The 13,209-nt window shown below is 32.0% G+C and carries 15 protein-coding genes; 13 read left to right on the top strand and 2 right to left on the bottom strand.

From position 1 onward, the window contains the following. Positions 1-37 precede the first annotated feature (37 nt). The 11 genes from ACJDUH_RS18075 to ACJDUH_RS18025 all read left to right on the top strand — a co-directional run bounded on the left by ACJDUH_RS18075 (position 38) and on the right by ACJDUH_RS18025 (position 10,203). A complete protein-coding gene (locus tag ACJDUH_RS18075; protein ID WP_406766616.1) occupies positions 38-1,162 on the top strand; it encodes a substrate-binding domain-containing protein in 1,125 nt (374 codons plus the stop codon). Between the two features lie 98 nt (positions 1,163-1,260). Then, positions 1,261-2,757 (top strand): sugar ABC transporter ATP-binding protein, encoded by a 1,497-nt coding sequence (locus ACJDUH_RS18070; protein WP_406766615.1) that lies wholly within the window; start codon positions 1,261-1,263, stop codon positions 2,755-2,757. Between the two features lie 11 nt (positions 2,758-2,768). Beyond that, entirely contained in the window at positions 2,769-3,797 is a 1,029-nt protein-coding gene (locus ACJDUH_RS18065; RefSeq protein ID WP_406766614.1) for an ABC transporter permease, read from the top strand. A gap of 24 nt (positions 3,798-3,821) precedes the next feature. After that, a complete protein-coding gene (locus ACJDUH_RS18060; protein WP_406766613.1) occupies positions 3,822-4,811 on the top strand; it encodes a sugar phosphate isomerase/epimerase family protein in 990 nt (329 codons plus the stop codon). A gap of 12 nt (positions 4,812-4,823) precedes the next feature. Next, positions 4,824-5,975 (top strand): Gfo/Idh/MocA family protein, encoded by a 1,152-nt coding sequence (locus ACJDUH_RS18055; RefSeq protein ID WP_406766612.1) that lies wholly within the window; start codon positions 4,824-4,826, stop codon positions 5,973-5,975. A 189-nt stretch (positions 5,976-6,164) separates the two neighbouring features. Further along, entirely contained in the window at positions 6,165-6,596 is a 432-nt protein-coding gene (locus ACJDUH_RS18050) for a DUF6241 domain-containing protein (RefSeq protein WP_406766611.1), read from the top strand. A gap of 191 nt (positions 6,597-6,787) precedes the next feature. Further along, positions 6,788-7,645 (top strand): nitroreductase family protein, encoded by an 858-nt coding sequence (locus ACJDUH_RS18045; protein ID WP_406766610.1) that lies wholly within the window; start codon positions 6,788-6,790, stop codon positions 7,643-7,645. Between the two features lie 71 nt (positions 7,646-7,716). Then, the gene (locus ACJDUH_RS18040) at positions 7,717-8,298 is read left to right on the top strand and encodes a flavin reductase family protein (RefSeq protein WP_406766609.1); all 582 of its coding nucleotides are present in this window, start codon (positions 7,717-7,719) and stop codon (positions 8,296-8,298) included. A gap of 114 nt (positions 8,299-8,412) precedes the next feature. Further along, positions 8,413-8,970, top strand: a complete 558-nt coding sequence (locus tag ACJDUH_RS18035; RefSeq protein WP_406766608.1) for a hypothetical protein — start codon at positions 8,413-8,415, stop codon at positions 8,968-8,970. 125 nt (positions 8,971-9,095) lie between these two features. Next, on the top strand, positions 9,096-9,653 hold the full coding sequence (locus tag ACJDUH_RS18030; protein ID WP_406766607.1) for a TetR/AcrR family transcriptional regulator: 558 nt from the start codon (positions 9,096-9,098) through the stop codon (positions 9,651-9,653). A 181-nt stretch (positions 9,654-9,834) separates the two neighbouring features. Then, positions 9,835-10,203: an HsmA family protein gene (locus ACJDUH_RS18025; RefSeq protein WP_406766606.1), complete on the top strand. Its 369-nt coding sequence runs from the start codon at positions 9,835-9,837 to the stop codon at positions 10,201-10,203. Between the two features lie 175 nt (positions 10,204-10,378). Here the strand turns inward: ACJDUH_RS18025 and ACJDUH_RS18020 are convergent, their stop codons facing one another. Next, entirely contained in the window at positions 10,379-10,834 is a 456-nt protein-coding gene (locus tag ACJDUH_RS18020) for a hypothetical protein (RefSeq protein ID WP_406766605.1), read from the bottom strand. 173 nt (positions 10,835-11,007) lie between these two features. Here ACJDUH_RS18020 and cax point away from each other — a divergent pair, with 173 nt between their 5' ends. Then, the gene (cax, locus tag ACJDUH_RS18015) at positions 11,008-12,051 is read left to right on the top strand and encodes a calcium/proton exchanger (RefSeq protein WP_406766604.1); all 1,044 of its coding nucleotides are present in this window, start codon (positions 11,008-11,010) and stop codon (positions 12,049-12,051) included. A 136-nt stretch (positions 12,052-12,187) separates the two neighbouring features. Continuing rightward, positions 12,188-12,538 (top strand): hypothetical protein, encoded by a 351-nt coding sequence (locus ACJDUH_RS18010; protein WP_406766603.1) that lies wholly within the window; start codon positions 12,188-12,190, stop codon positions 12,536-12,538. 49 nt (positions 12,539-12,587) lie between these two features. On the opposite strand, the gene ACJDUH_RS18005 is transcribed toward ACJDUH_RS18010, so the two are convergent. Continuing rightward, positions 12,588-12,974, bottom strand: a complete 387-nt coding sequence (locus tag ACJDUH_RS18005) for a VOC family protein (RefSeq protein WP_406766602.1) — start codon at positions 12,972-12,974, stop codon at positions 12,588-12,590. Positions 12,975-13,209: the final 235 nt, after the last annotated feature.

Genomic DNA, 13,209 nt, shown 5'->3' with positions numbered 1-13,209 from the left:
GTCCTAATTTTTGATTAAATGAAGAGGGGGAAAAGTAATGAAAAGATTTAAAACACGTAAGCTTGTTGCATTATCATTGGCTCTAGCACTAGCTATGTCAAGTGTGCTTTTAGGCTGCTCCAATAGCAGTGGGAAAAATGGCAAAGATGGTGATTTAGGAACTGGTAAAAGTGGAGGTACAAAAGAAATTGCTGTTATGGTACCCAGTGCGGATCATGGATGGACAGGCGCAGTCCTTACTTATGCACAGGATAGAGCAAAGGAATTAAATGCAGATGCTTCACTAAAGGATAAGTATACTGTTAAGGTCTATGCTGCAAAGGATGTAGAAAATCAAATTCAACAAGTAGATGATTTACTTGCTGATTCTGGGAAATTGGCTGGTATCGTTATTCTTCCATATGACAACGGCCTTCAAGCTACATTGGAGAAAATCGCAGCAGCAAAGGTTCCCTTTGTACAATATGATAGAGTTATCTCCAGCCCAGCTATTGATGCAAAGGTTGTTGCAAATGTAAAAGGTGATAATAAAGGTATTGGTTATGAAACTGCTAAGAGGTTTATTAAAAATGGTTTAAGCAAAAATGATTATGTATATGAAATGATTGGTGACAATTCTTCTGTACCAGAGTTAAGATCAAACGGTTTCAGAGCTTATCTTAAAGAGCAGGGTTGGACTGATGCTGAAATTAATGCTGTTGTTGTAAAATCTCCAGCTACTGGATGGAGCAGAGATAAAGGCAAAGAGCTTTTTGAATCTTGGTTTGCAAGTTCTCAATGTGATACTTCTAAGAAGTTATGGATTTATACACATGATGATGAAATTGCAATGGGTGTTTTGGAATCCTTAAATGGCTCTGCATTAGATGCAACAAAAAAAGCAGCATTCCTTGGACAATTAAAGACCTTATCAGCATCTTCAGGTCTTGCAGAAATGTATGCAGTATTAAAGGATACCCATAAAACGATTAAAAGGCCTACTAGCTATGATCTCTTCTCCGTAACTTATGATCCTGCAATGATTCAAGAAGCAATAAAAGTTATGGTTGATTACTTAGGAGGAGCAACTAATATTAAACAGGATTATGTAATTCCTGTAAGTGTTGTTGATAAAGATAATGTTAATAACTTTAAACCATTTGGAACCTATAGTGGAAAGTAATAAATCAAAAGGATGAATGACTATGAAGCATTTTGTCAGATATAAGAGCTCGTTCTGACAGATGCTTCATAGAAATTCTATTGCGAAGGAGAAATCATATGGAATTATTAAGAATGACTGATATGAGCAAATCCTTTTATGGTGTCATGGTGCTGGAAGGTGTATCCTTTGATGTAGAATTCGGCGAAGTTCATGCATTACTTGGTGAAAATGGAGCAGGTAAATCCACACTAATGAATTTACTTGCTGGTGTATATGAAAAGGACAGTGGAGTAATTAATTTTAATGGAAACAAGTTAAATAATGCTTCAATCAAAGATGTTGAAGATGCTGGTATAGCATTTGTTCATCAGGAACTAAATATAATTAATGATTTAAAGGTATTTGAGAATCTTTTTTTAGGAAAAGAGCTTACAACGATATATGGAAAATTAAAGAAGAAGGAAATGATTAAAGAAACAAGAAAGCTTATGCAGAATCTGGGTGTGGATATTAACCCAACGGTTCTAGCAGGGGATTTGGATACAAGTAAGAAACAGCTCTTGGAAATTGCAAAAGCGTTGTACACTGATGCTAAGTTAATTATTCTGGATGAACCAACTACAGCACTTAATACTGAGGAAATTGCAACTTTATTTAAAATCATTATGAGACTAAAAGATAAGGGTAAATCTTTTGTTTTTATCTCACATAAGATGCCTGAAATATTTCAAATAGCTGATAGATATACAATTCTCAGAAACGGACTGCTTATTAAAAGTGGAAATATTAAGGACACTACACCAGAAAAAGTGACCAAGCTAATGGTAGGAGAGAGCTATAATGCAGGCGAAATGTATGAGGAGAGGAAAATAGGGGACAATGTCCTAGAAATAAAAAATCTAACAGGAATAGGATTTTCAAACATCAGCTTTTCTATAAAAAAGGGTGAAATAGTGGGATTTACAGGGCTGCAAGGTGCAGGGTGCTCTGAAGTATTGCAGACAATTTTCGGAGTATTAAAAGCTGAGTATGGACACATATTTATTAATGGAAAGGAACTTCGATATAACAAAATTCGTAATGCTATGTTAAATCACATGGCAATGGTTCCTGCAAACAGAAAAGAAAATTCTATTATTCCTGATATGACATTGCTAGAAAATATATTTATCTCTGAACAAAGTATTCATTTCAAACAGCAGCATATTTTTAAAAATCAGCTTATTAAAAAATACCATGAATTTAAAAAACTGTTGAATATTAAAGCTCAAAACCCTAATGTCTATATTACTAGTTTATCTGGAGGTAATATGCAGAAGGCTGTTTTGGCTAGATGGTTAAATACAGAGTCAGACATAATACTTTTTGATAATCCTACTCAAGGAATCGATGTTGGTGCGAAAAGTGAGATTTATAAATTGATCTTAGATTTATCTAAGGCTGGTAAAAGCATTATAGTTAATACACTGGAAGTACCGGAAATTCATAAGATTGCTGACAGATGTATTGTATTTTATCATGGCAAAATAGCAGTGGAATTAAAGCACTCTGAGATTAATGAAGAAACTGTAATGCTCTATGCTACAAATGCCATCAATAAAAGTAATAACTAAGGAGGTAGGAAATGTCTGAAGAAAGCAAATTGTCTCAGAAATCCAAATCCAAATCAACTGCGAATTTAAATACTAATAGCATTTTTAAAGTTTTTTGGCAGAATTACAATTATATTATTATTTTTATAGTAATATTAATAGCATTTTTAATTGTTAACGGCAAAGAGACAACTTGGACTAGTATTACAAATATTTTATTGCATAGTGCAATATTAGGAACAATTGCACTTGGTATGGGACTTATTGTACTCACTGGAGATATTGATTTATCTGTAGGTTCCTCCTTTGTGTTAATAGGTGGAATTACTATTGTTTTTTATAATATTTCTGGCAGTATTTTTTTGACAGTTTTATGTGCTTGTTTACTTGGGGTTGTCTGTGGTTTTGTTAATGGCCTTTTGGTAGGTAAATTGAAGATGCCTTCGTTTATTGTTACACTTGCCACTATGTTAATATTTCGTTCTATTTCTCAGTATATGATGAATGAAATGGGTGAAACAAGATATAGGATTGATGCTGCCAAAGCTAGCTATAATAGCTTGTTTAGTTTTGGGAATGGGAGTGTTTTAACAATTTCTAATATAGCAATTGTTTTTTTAATAGCAGGAATAATAGTTATTTACCTAACTACCAGTATGAAGTTTGGCAAAAAAGTATATGCTATTGGAAGCAATGAGCGTGCGGCAAAATTAGCAGGAGTTAATGTAGATTGGACAAGAATACTTGTATTTATTATCTGCGGCCTTTTGGTAGGACTAGCTGCTTTCATAAAAATTGCAAAGGATACTTCATTTGATCCAGCAACTTCGGGAAAAAATTTCGAGTTATATGCTATTTCAGCAGTAGTAATTGGTGGAATTAGTATGGCTGGTGGAAAGGGAAGGATAACAGGTATTATTTTTGGTACCATGTCCTTTACGATTATTGATAAGATTATAACTGCTTTGGGCATGAATGCATTATTAAATGATTCAGTAAAAGGGATTATTTTACTAATTGCTGTAGGCTTGCAGATGATTAAAAGGCGTTCTAACACATAAAAATATTATACAAGGAGGGTTAAAATGGGAAGATTATTAACAATTATGACATGTCAGTGGGCTGATTTAGATATTGAAACAATGTGCAAAAAAGCAAAAGCTATGGGCTATGAAGGTCTCGAAATGGCCTGTTGGGGGAAGCACCTAGATCCCAAAAGAGCTGCAACAGATGATGCATATGTAAAAGAAATTTTAGATATACTGGACAAATATGGATTAAAGATGGAAGCATTAGCAACACATATAATAGGACAGTGTGTTGGCGATTATAACGATCCGCGTCTCAATAATTTTGCTCCACCAGAATTAGCAGACAAGCCACATGAAATTCGAAAATGGGCTATTGAGACTATGAAATATTGTGCAGTTGCCGCAAAAAGACTTAACTGTTCTGTTCTTACAGGCTTTACTGGTTCTCCAATATGGAAGTATATGTATTCATTCCCGCAAACTACAGAAGAGATGATTGAAGGCGGTTTTCAAGAAATATATGATCTATGGCTTCCGATTTTAGAAGTAATTAGAGAGAATGGAATTAAGTTTGCACTAGAAGTTCACCCTGGGGAAATAGCCTTTGATTATTATTCTACTAAGAGATTATTGGAAAAGTTTGCAGACAGGCCTGAATTTGGCATTAATTTTGATCCAAGTCATCTTATTTGGCAAGGCATTACCCCTCATCTCTTTTTGAGGGATTTTATAGATAGGGTATATCATGTTCATATGAAGGATGCAGCAGTTACCCTTGATGGGAAAGCTGGGCTACTTGGATCCCATATTGATTTTGGGGACTTAAGAAGAGGATGGAACTTTCGCTCTTTAGGGCATGGCGATGTAAATTTTGAAGAAATAATTCGCGTTCTAAATTCCTACAACTATCAGGGACCACTTTCAGTAGAGTGGGAAGACAGTGGAATGGAAAGGGAATATGGAGCAGCAGAAGCAGCAGTGTTCGTTAAAAAAATTGATTTTAAACCTTCAGATTTTAAGTTTGACAATGCAATTGCAAATTAAAAGGAGAGAAAAATGAAAAGGTTGAAATTACGTTATGGTATGGTGGGCGGCGACTTAAGTGCATTTATCGGAGGTGTACATAGACGCGCTATTGCTATAGAAGAAAGGGCAGTTTTAACTGCCGGTTGCTTTAGTTCCCATAAAAATAAGAACCAAGAATGTGCTGATTTCTATAATTTAGAAAATGATAGGGTATACAAGGATTTTAAGGAAATGGCAGAAAAGGAATCTTTAAGAGAAGATAAAATAGATTTTGTATCCATAGTAACACCTAATGAAACTCATTATGAAGTAGCAAAAACATTTCTAGAGCATGGTATCCATGTTGTATGTGAGAAACCCCTCTGCTTAACTAGAGAGCAAGCTTTGGAACTAGAGAAACTGGCAAAGGAGAAGAGCCTATTCTTTGCTGTTACCTACACCTATTCAGGATATGCCATGGTTAAACAGGCCAGAAAATTGGTTAAAGACGGATATATCGGCAAAGTAGTAAATATTAATGCCGAGTATTTGCAGGAGTGGCTCATTGATGAAATCGGTAGCGGCAATGAAAGTACAAAAAAGTTGTCTGTATGGCGTATGGATCCTAAGCTTTCAGGTATTTCTAATTGTGTAGGTGATATTGGAACACATATTGAGAACACAGTTGCCTATGTGACAGGACTGAAACCAGTAAAGGTAGCAGCAGTGCTTGATACTTATGGACAGGTATTGGATATGAACGCCAATATGCTTGTTGAGTTTGATAATGGAGCGCATGGAGTATTCAGCTGCTCTCAAGTATGTATAGGTCACGCCAATGGTCTGGTAATTCGTGTTTTTGGGACAGAGGGAGCCATTGAATGGAAGCAGGAAGACCCAAACTATCTTTTTGTGACAAAGAAAGGGCAGCCTATGCAGATTTTTAATAGAGGAATGGGATATATAAATGGGCGTGCTGCACTGATAAACCGCATACCATCAGGCCATCCAGAAGGGCTTATGATAGCATTTGCAAATATATATCAAGCAGTAATTCAAGCTATCTTAAAGAAAGAAAATGATGAGATGATATCAGAAGGTGATTTAGATTTTCCAAATGTAAGCGATGGCAGAGAAGGTGTAAATTTTATTCATGCAGTTGTGGAGAGCAATAACAAAAATTCTAAATGGGTAGAACTTTAGAAGACTATGGTTAAGGACAATTTATAAAGAGTAATAAAAATCAAATTGTATATTTTACCACCATTTAGGCAAAATTTATTATATATAAGCAGCTTAACTTAAATTTATAGGCATCAGAAAACTGGATATTTTTTCTTCATACTGTATAAGCTGCTTATATTCACCTAATAATGATTCGGAGTGGTAAATATGATAAAGAACAATTTGCTTAGGATACTTAAGTCAACGAGATTTAAATTTATTGTATGTGTTTTAGCAGCTTTTACAGCCTTATTTTCAATTTCCTTTAATATCGGTGAGAAGCTCTACGTAAGATCACATAGTGAAACTGATAAAACAGTGTTTGGAATAACTCAGGAACAGCCTTTAAATATTAATAGCGAGCTAATTATATATGATAATATGAAGAATATTGCCAGTGATATAATGAATGGAATAGCAAATAATGGAACTAATATTAAAATTAGCAAAGAGAAACTTGATTCTATTAGAGTCATTGTAAATAAAATGGGTTACAATGATAGAGAGTACATTTTTAACATATTAGATAGGTGGGAAAGTGGAAACTTTAATATGATAACTGATGAGCATAATTACTTTTATTTAAAATTAAAGCAATAAGGGTGAAGTTTATGTTCCTTATGTGGTAAGGAGAGTTTTCCTTTGCCACTTTTTTATTTAATAAGTATTAGTTTTGTTATTTAAAAACTAAAATATTAATATTCTTTAATATTTGTTCTAGTCATTAAACAATCTGCTATAATACTATTGTGTAAAGAATAAAAGTTTTATTAATATAGGGGGATAAAAGTATGAAAACTATACAATATTTTAATAAACCTATAACAGAAATTATTAAATCAAGAACATCAATTAGAACTTATGATCCAATAGCATTAAATGAGGAAGAAAAGCAGAATTTAAATAACTACATAAAAACTATAGATGCTCCTTTTAATGGGAATGTACGCTTTAAAATTGTTGATAATGCTGCTGCATTAAATAATAATATTAAGCTTGGTACTTATGGAGTAATAAAAGGTGCTTCAGCATTTATTGCTTCAGCAGTAAGCCCAGGAGAATTTAACTTAGAGGAGCTTGGTTATAAGCTTGAAAGAATTATTTTATATGCAGAATCACTTGGCCTTGGTACCTGCTGGCTGGGTGGTACTTTTAAAAAAGGTGAATTTTCTAAAGCTATGAATCTCGAGGAAGGTGAGATACTGCCTATTATTAGCCCTATTGGTTATAAGGCTGAAAGTAAAAGCATTGTTGAAAAACTTATGCGAAAGGTTGCGGGTTCCAGCAATAGAAAGAAGTGGGATGATATCTTCTTTGATGGTAGTTTTGATAAAAAGCTTACTCCTGAGGAAAGTGGGAGCTTTAATGATGCTTTAGAGATGCTAAGATTAGCACCATCAGCATCAAATAAGCAGCCTTGGAGATTAGTAAAGGATAAAAACATCTTTCATTTTTATCTTTATCATGCAAAGGGCTATTCAAATTCTTTAGGCTTTGATATGCAGAGAATAGATATGGGCATAGCAATGAGTCATTTTGATTTAGTTTTAAAGGAAGCTGGCATGATTGGTAAATATAAAGAGCTCCAGCCAAGCATAAATGAACCAAACGATAATTATGAATATATTATTAGCTGGGTTTTAGTATAAATCAGCAAAGTGTTGATATAATTAAATCAAATGAATTATAAAGCTAGCTATTATATGGAGAGGTTTTTGCTATGACTAAAAGAAGTTTTAAAGGCAGCGCAATTTTAAATCCAGTACCTGCGGTGCTTATAACTACTCAAAATAAAGCGGGAAAGACAAATGTATTTACCGTAGGCTGGATTGGAACTGCCTGCACCAGGCCGCCAATGATAACTGTTTCCATAAGACCTGAAAGATTGTCCTATGAATATATAAAAGAAACCATGGAATTTGTGGTTAATCTTCCTACCATATCCATGACAAAGCTTGTTGACTATTGTGGAGTTGTTTCAGGCAGGAAGCTAGACAAAATAGAAAAGTTAGGCTTAAAACTAGAAGCTTCAAAAAAAGTTGTAGTTCCTTCTTTAGAAACATGCCCAATAAATATAGAATGTAAAGTTAAAGATATTACTCCTTTAGGAAGTCATGATTTGTTTCTTGCAGAAGTTGTATCAGTTTCAGTTGATGAGGCTGTTATTGACAGCAAGGATAAAATTCATTTGGAAAAAGCTAATCTAATTGCCTATTCACATGGTGAGTATTTTGCCTTAAATAATAAACCTTTAGGAAAATTTGGATATTCTATTGCAAAGAAACATAAAAAAGTTAAATAAGCCAAAAAAGGAATAAAAAAATTACAGAAACTTTATTTATTAAGGTTTCTGTTTTTTTATTTTTGTCAACAATATTATTAGTATATTAAATAAATTTAGAAGGGAGGGTTTTTAATGGATAATAAAATAAATACATTGTGTAAAAGATCATTTACTTTCTTTGCAATAATTATATTTTCAGCATTACTAACAAAAAATGCTAATCTCATTGATCTTAAAGATACACTTAAAACTTCAGCTGCTAGTAGCACAGCCTTGAAAGCTAGTAAGGAAGAAACTCAAAAGCAAATTGGCTATATTTCTAGGGTATATGAGAGGGATGGGAAAAGGTTTTTAACCTTTGATGAGGTAAAGTTTCTTACAGGAGAGGAAGCTGTAGAAGCAGCTAAGAAAGATAGAAATGCTATATTTGAAAATGGTCAGTATTCAGTATTAGATGATTATTATATAGTAAATGAAAATAAAGGGCTCATAAATTATACAATAGATGACAGTGCTTCCCTAAGTTTATTAGGTTTTATGGTAAGTGATAATGGTGATGATATTACAAATAAAGTTGTGGATTACGATAGCTTTAAATTAGCAGTAAATAATAAAAATTATCCAAAACTATGTTATATTTATTTACAAGGAAATACAGTTAGAAAAGTTGAAAGTCAGTATGTTCCATAAATAAAATCACATAATATAAATTTTAAATAGCTATTTATTTAAAAAGTATTATATAATTATATTGACAGTGTTATTAAAAGAATATATAATGAACGTAGTTCATATGAATTATGAGGTGTTTAAGTTTGTCAAAGATAATTGATAATTTGCAGGAAATAATATTAAATAAGGCAAAGGAAATTTTAAGTAGGGAAGGCTATGCAAAGTTAAATATGAGAGCTATTGCAAAGTCCTGTGATATAGCCCTTGGTACTATTTACAATTACTATCCTACTAAAAAGGAACTAATTCTAGCAATGATGGTTGATTACTGGCAAGAATACTTTAAGGTAATTGAAGTTATAATTAATTCTGAAGAAGAATTCTATTTAAAGCTAAATAAGATGTTTTATGAGTTAAGTGGATTTATTAATAGATTTAAAACTGAATGGCTAAAGCCTGAACTTTATGAAAAGCCAGATTATGTTCAAGGCGGTATTGAAAAAGAATTTATTTATATGGAAAAGCTCATTACTGAAATTGAAACTCTGCTTTTAAAAGAGGAAGCCTGTAAGAATATTAAACTTAAGTTTGACGCAAAAGAAACTGCAAAGTTTATTTTAATGAATTTTGTAGCCATGAATCAAATGCCTTTTTTTCAATATCCTACTTTTGAGAAATTTATTAAGGAAATTTTAAAATAAATCATATCTTAAAAAGATATGATTTTAAAATAAATCCACATGAACATAGTTCATAAATACAATGAACAAGTGAAAATTAAGGAGGTTAAAGTCCTAAATGGACTTTAACGAGTAGTTTGCGAACGGGAGTGAGTGGTCTTAAACTACTCAGTGCTTCCGACTAAATTAAGGAGGAATTTATATGTTAGTTTATGCTGCTTCATCTATTACCTTAGCTCTTGTCTTTTATACAATTGGTGTTTGGAGTGAGAAAAGGCAGGGCAAATTAAAACTATGGCATGTTATAATCTTTTGGTGCGGACTTGTTTGTGATACACTAGGAACAACCTTAATGTTCAAAATAGCAAAAGATGGCTTTGACCTTAGCTTTCATGGAATTACAGGAATATCAGCCATAATACTTATGCTGTTCCATGTTTTATGGGCAACGGTTGTTTTACTTAAAAACGATGAAAAAATGAAGCTTGAATTTCATAAGTTCAGCATTATGGTTTGGATTATTTGGCTAATTCCTTTTATTTCTGGCGCTATTTTTGGAATGACACACTAATTAAAAATTATAGTTTGATTTTCTATTATAATCAACAAGACCTAACAATTTAAGAAATTGTTAGGTCTTGCTGTAATAAAATTAATATATTTTAATTTAATGAGGGGCTAGATAAAAAACTGTTTATTGGAATAACTGCATGATTTATAGTTCATATATGTTAACATAAATTCTATTATTGAGGCTGACTATTGGATGCTGGCGGAACAGCGTTTTTCTGATTATTGTTATTGCTATTATTGTTGTTGTTATTATTTTTGTTATTGTTAAAGGGTCTCATATTAAAATTACCATTAGGCATTTGTCTAAAAATACCCTTTCTATTCATCATAACTCTTCCATTATTATGTCTATCTATTTCTTTACCAGCTACGAGTCCTGCTCCAAAACAGATAATTCCCACTATAATAAGAGGTATAGCTCTTTTAAAAAAGGGACTGGAATTTTTGAATCTTTGCTTTAATATTGTGCGAATTTTTACCTTACTTACATCCTCCTGCTTAGGTTCATTAAGCTTACTACTATTGTTTTCAGTTTTTATTTCTGCATTACTACTGTTATTTTCTTTTTCTATTTCAGTTTTATCTATTGCTACATTATTAGAAACTTCTTTATTGATTTCCTCACCCATAAATTTCAACTCCTAAAACTTTTTACTTTATGCTACCATATTAAAATTATAATATTGCAATATGGTGACAACTTTATGAATAAATAATTAATAATAAAAAATATTTTAGGTTTAAAAATTCGTAGATATAGTATAATAATGGTATATTTTAACTTAGTAAGGGGGCAGCTATTTTGAAGTTGTTAAGATATTTACTTATTTTTATTCCTATAAGCATTCTTGGAGAATTTCTTCATTTTTCTTCTACCCTATTATTCATCTTTTCTGCATTAGCTATTGTTCCTCTGGCAGGACTAATGGGAGAAGCCACTGAAGAAATATCCTTTTACTCAGGGCCTAAAATCGGAGGCTTTTTGAATGCCACTTTTGGAAATGCCACGGAGCTTATAATATCTATTTTTGCACTGAAGGCAGGTCTTTTTGATGTAGTTAAGGCATCTATAGCAGGTTCGGTAATCGGAAATATATTGTTAGTTCTAGGGGCAAGTATGTTTATTGGTGGTATTCATCATAAGGTTCAAAAATTTAATAAAAAGGTTGTTGAAGTTAGCTCCAGCATGCTTTTATTTGCTGTTATAGGATTAAGTGTTCCAGCTATATTTACTCATACAGTGAATAAGGAACTCTTGAATACTAAATATGAATCACTTAGTGTCGCAGTTGCACTTGTAATGTTTGTAATATATTTATTAAGTCTTTACTTTTCATTTTTTACCCATAAGGACATATATTCTGTTGATCACGAGGAGGAAAGCAGAGCTTCCTGGTCTCTTAAAAGTGCAATTTTAGTATTAGTAATAGCCACAGTAATTATAGCAATTGAAAGTGAATTTTTAGTAAGTGCAGTAGAACCAATGACGAAAAGCATAGGCTTAAGTGAGTTCTTCGTAGGTATAATTTTAATTCCTATAATAGGGAATGCGGCTGAACACAGCACAGCCGTATTAATGGCACTTAAAAATAAAATGGACGTGGCAGTGGAAATTGCCATAGGCTCAAGCCTTCAAATAATATTATTTGTAGCTCCAGTACTTATATTCTTAAGCCTTCTATTTAAGCCTATGAGTATTATCTTTAATGAATTTGAGCTAATAGCATTAATTGTTTCAGTATTTATAGCAAATCGAGTAGCAAATGATGGAGAATCTAATTGGCTGGAAGGTATTCAGCTTTTAGCAGTTTATATTATTATTGCCATATCCTTTTTTGAAATATAAGATATAATTAATATACAATATCAATAGATGTATAATAAATTATTCTATATGTATTTAGCTAAGGAAGATTCTAATATAATATAACTTATGGACTTAAGACTAATTGATTATTGTATGATAGGGAGGAATGAAACAGATGATAAATATAAGATTTGGAGTAATCAAGGATAATTTAAAGCTTTTAAATTCAATTTTAGGTGAAGCAGTTAACTATGGAATTTGGTCAGTGTTTTATGGTGATGAGGAAATTTCAGCCTTAAAAAGCCTGAAAGGCAAAGTAGATGCTGCCTATGAGGAAAGTATTTCGGCAGATCAAGGAAGCTACCCCTTAGATCTTAACTTTAAAGAAGGTCAGATATTTAAAAAGGTTATTGTGTTTTACCTTACAAATAATTTCAAGAAACTAAGTAAAGAAGAATTTGAAACTATTACTGACTTTATACTATTTGTAGATGACAGCTTAGCTTTTGAATTAGAGGAAGTATAAAATGGCAGCCATATAACTCATTACTTATAAGTTATTGGCTGCCTTGTTTTTAGTATTTATTTACCTCGTGTTTGGTAGGAAGTATTTCAATCCAATAACCATCTGGATCATTTATAAAGTATAAACCCATTGGCTTATTTTCGTAGCAAATGCAGCCCATATTTTTATGTAGTTCATAAGCTGCATCAAAATCGTCAACTCGCAGAGCAAGATGGATTTCATTATCACCTAAATTATAAGGCTCAGTTCTGTCTCTAAGCCAAGTAAGTTCTAGCTTATGATTTGTGGCATTGTCTCCAAGAAAGGCAAGTTTAAAGCTTTTATCTGGCTGTTCATGGATCCTCACTACCTCAAAGCCTAGAGCTTTCTTATAGAAATTAATACTTTTTTCTAAGTCTAAAACATTTATGTTATTGTGGTCGAAATTAAACTTCATACAATATCCTCCTTAATTGCTTATTTTTTATAACAATTAATAACTCTTTATGCCTTATTTTTCTATAGATAACTTTAATTAATTGTTATACCACTTAAAAATTCTAATAATATTATTATAGCTTAATATTAATATTTTAGAAGGTAATATGTAATTTTTTCTATTTAATAAATTGAATTTTTCATGTAAGTATAATTTGCTTAAAGTATATATTATATAAAAAAAATTATATAAT

Origin of the sequence: Candidatus Clostridium radicumherbarum, from assembly GCF_045310525.1 — a bacterium.
In the GTDB taxonomy this organism is placed as follows: domain Bacteria; phylum Bacillota; class Clostridia; order Clostridiales; family Clostridiaceae; genus Clostridium_AT; species Clostridium_AT radicumherbarum.
The sequence above is the reverse complement of the archived record's forward strand: the minus strand, read 5'-3'. Positions and strand labels throughout refer to the sequence as shown.

What these genes read in the sequence shown, in the direction of transcription:
- ACJDUH_RS18055 (WP_406766612.1), top strand. Translation starts at nt 4,824, where the DNA reads ATGAAAAGGTTGAAATTACGTTATGGTATGGTGGGCGGCGACTTAAGT.
- ACJDUH_RS18045 (WP_406766610.1), top strand. Translation starts at nt 6,788, where the DNA reads ATGAAAACTATACAATATTTTAATAAACCTATAACAGAAATTATTAAA.
- ACJDUH_RS18050 (WP_406766611.1), top strand. Translation starts at nt 6,165, where the DNA reads ATGATAAAGAACAATTTGCTTAGGATACTTAAGTCAACGAGATTTAAA.
- ACJDUH_RS18040 (WP_406766609.1), top strand. Translation starts at nt 7,717, where the DNA reads ATGACTAAAAGAAGTTTTAAAGGCAGCGCAATTTTAAATCCAGTACCT.
- ACJDUH_RS18075 (WP_406766616.1), top strand. Translation starts at nt 38, where the DNA reads ATGAAAAGATTTAAAACACGTAAGCTTGTTGCATTATCATTGGCTCTA.
- ACJDUH_RS18035 (WP_406766608.1), top strand. Translation starts at nt 8,413, where the DNA reads ATGGATAATAAAATAAATACATTGTGTAAAAGATCATTTACTTTCTTT.
- ACJDUH_RS18020 (WP_406766605.1), bottom strand. Translation starts at nt 10,834, where the DNA reads ATGGGTGAGGAAATCAATAAAGAAGTTTCTAATAATGTAGCAATAGAT.
- ACJDUH_RS18010 (WP_406766603.1), top strand. Translation starts at nt 12,188, where the DNA reads ATGATAAATATAAGATTTGGAGTAATCAAGGATAATTTAAAGCTTTTA.
- ACJDUH_RS18005 (WP_406766602.1), bottom strand. Translation starts at nt 12,974, where the DNA reads ATGAAGTTTAATTTCGACCACAATAACATAAATGTTTTAGACTTAGAA.
- ACJDUH_RS18065 (WP_406766614.1), top strand. Translation starts at nt 2,769, where the DNA reads ATGTCTGAAGAAAGCAAATTGTCTCAGAAATCCAAATCCAAATCAACT.
- ACJDUH_RS18025 (WP_406766606.1), top strand. Translation starts at nt 9,835, where the DNA reads ATGTTAGTTTATGCTGCTTCATCTATTACCTTAGCTCTTGTCTTTTAT.
- ACJDUH_RS18060 (WP_406766613.1), top strand. Translation starts at nt 3,822, where the DNA reads ATGGGAAGATTATTAACAATTATGACATGTCAGTGGGCTGATTTAGAT.
- ACJDUH_RS18070 (WP_406766615.1), top strand. Translation starts at nt 1,261, where the DNA reads ATGGAATTATTAAGAATGACTGATATGAGCAAATCCTTTTATGGTGTC.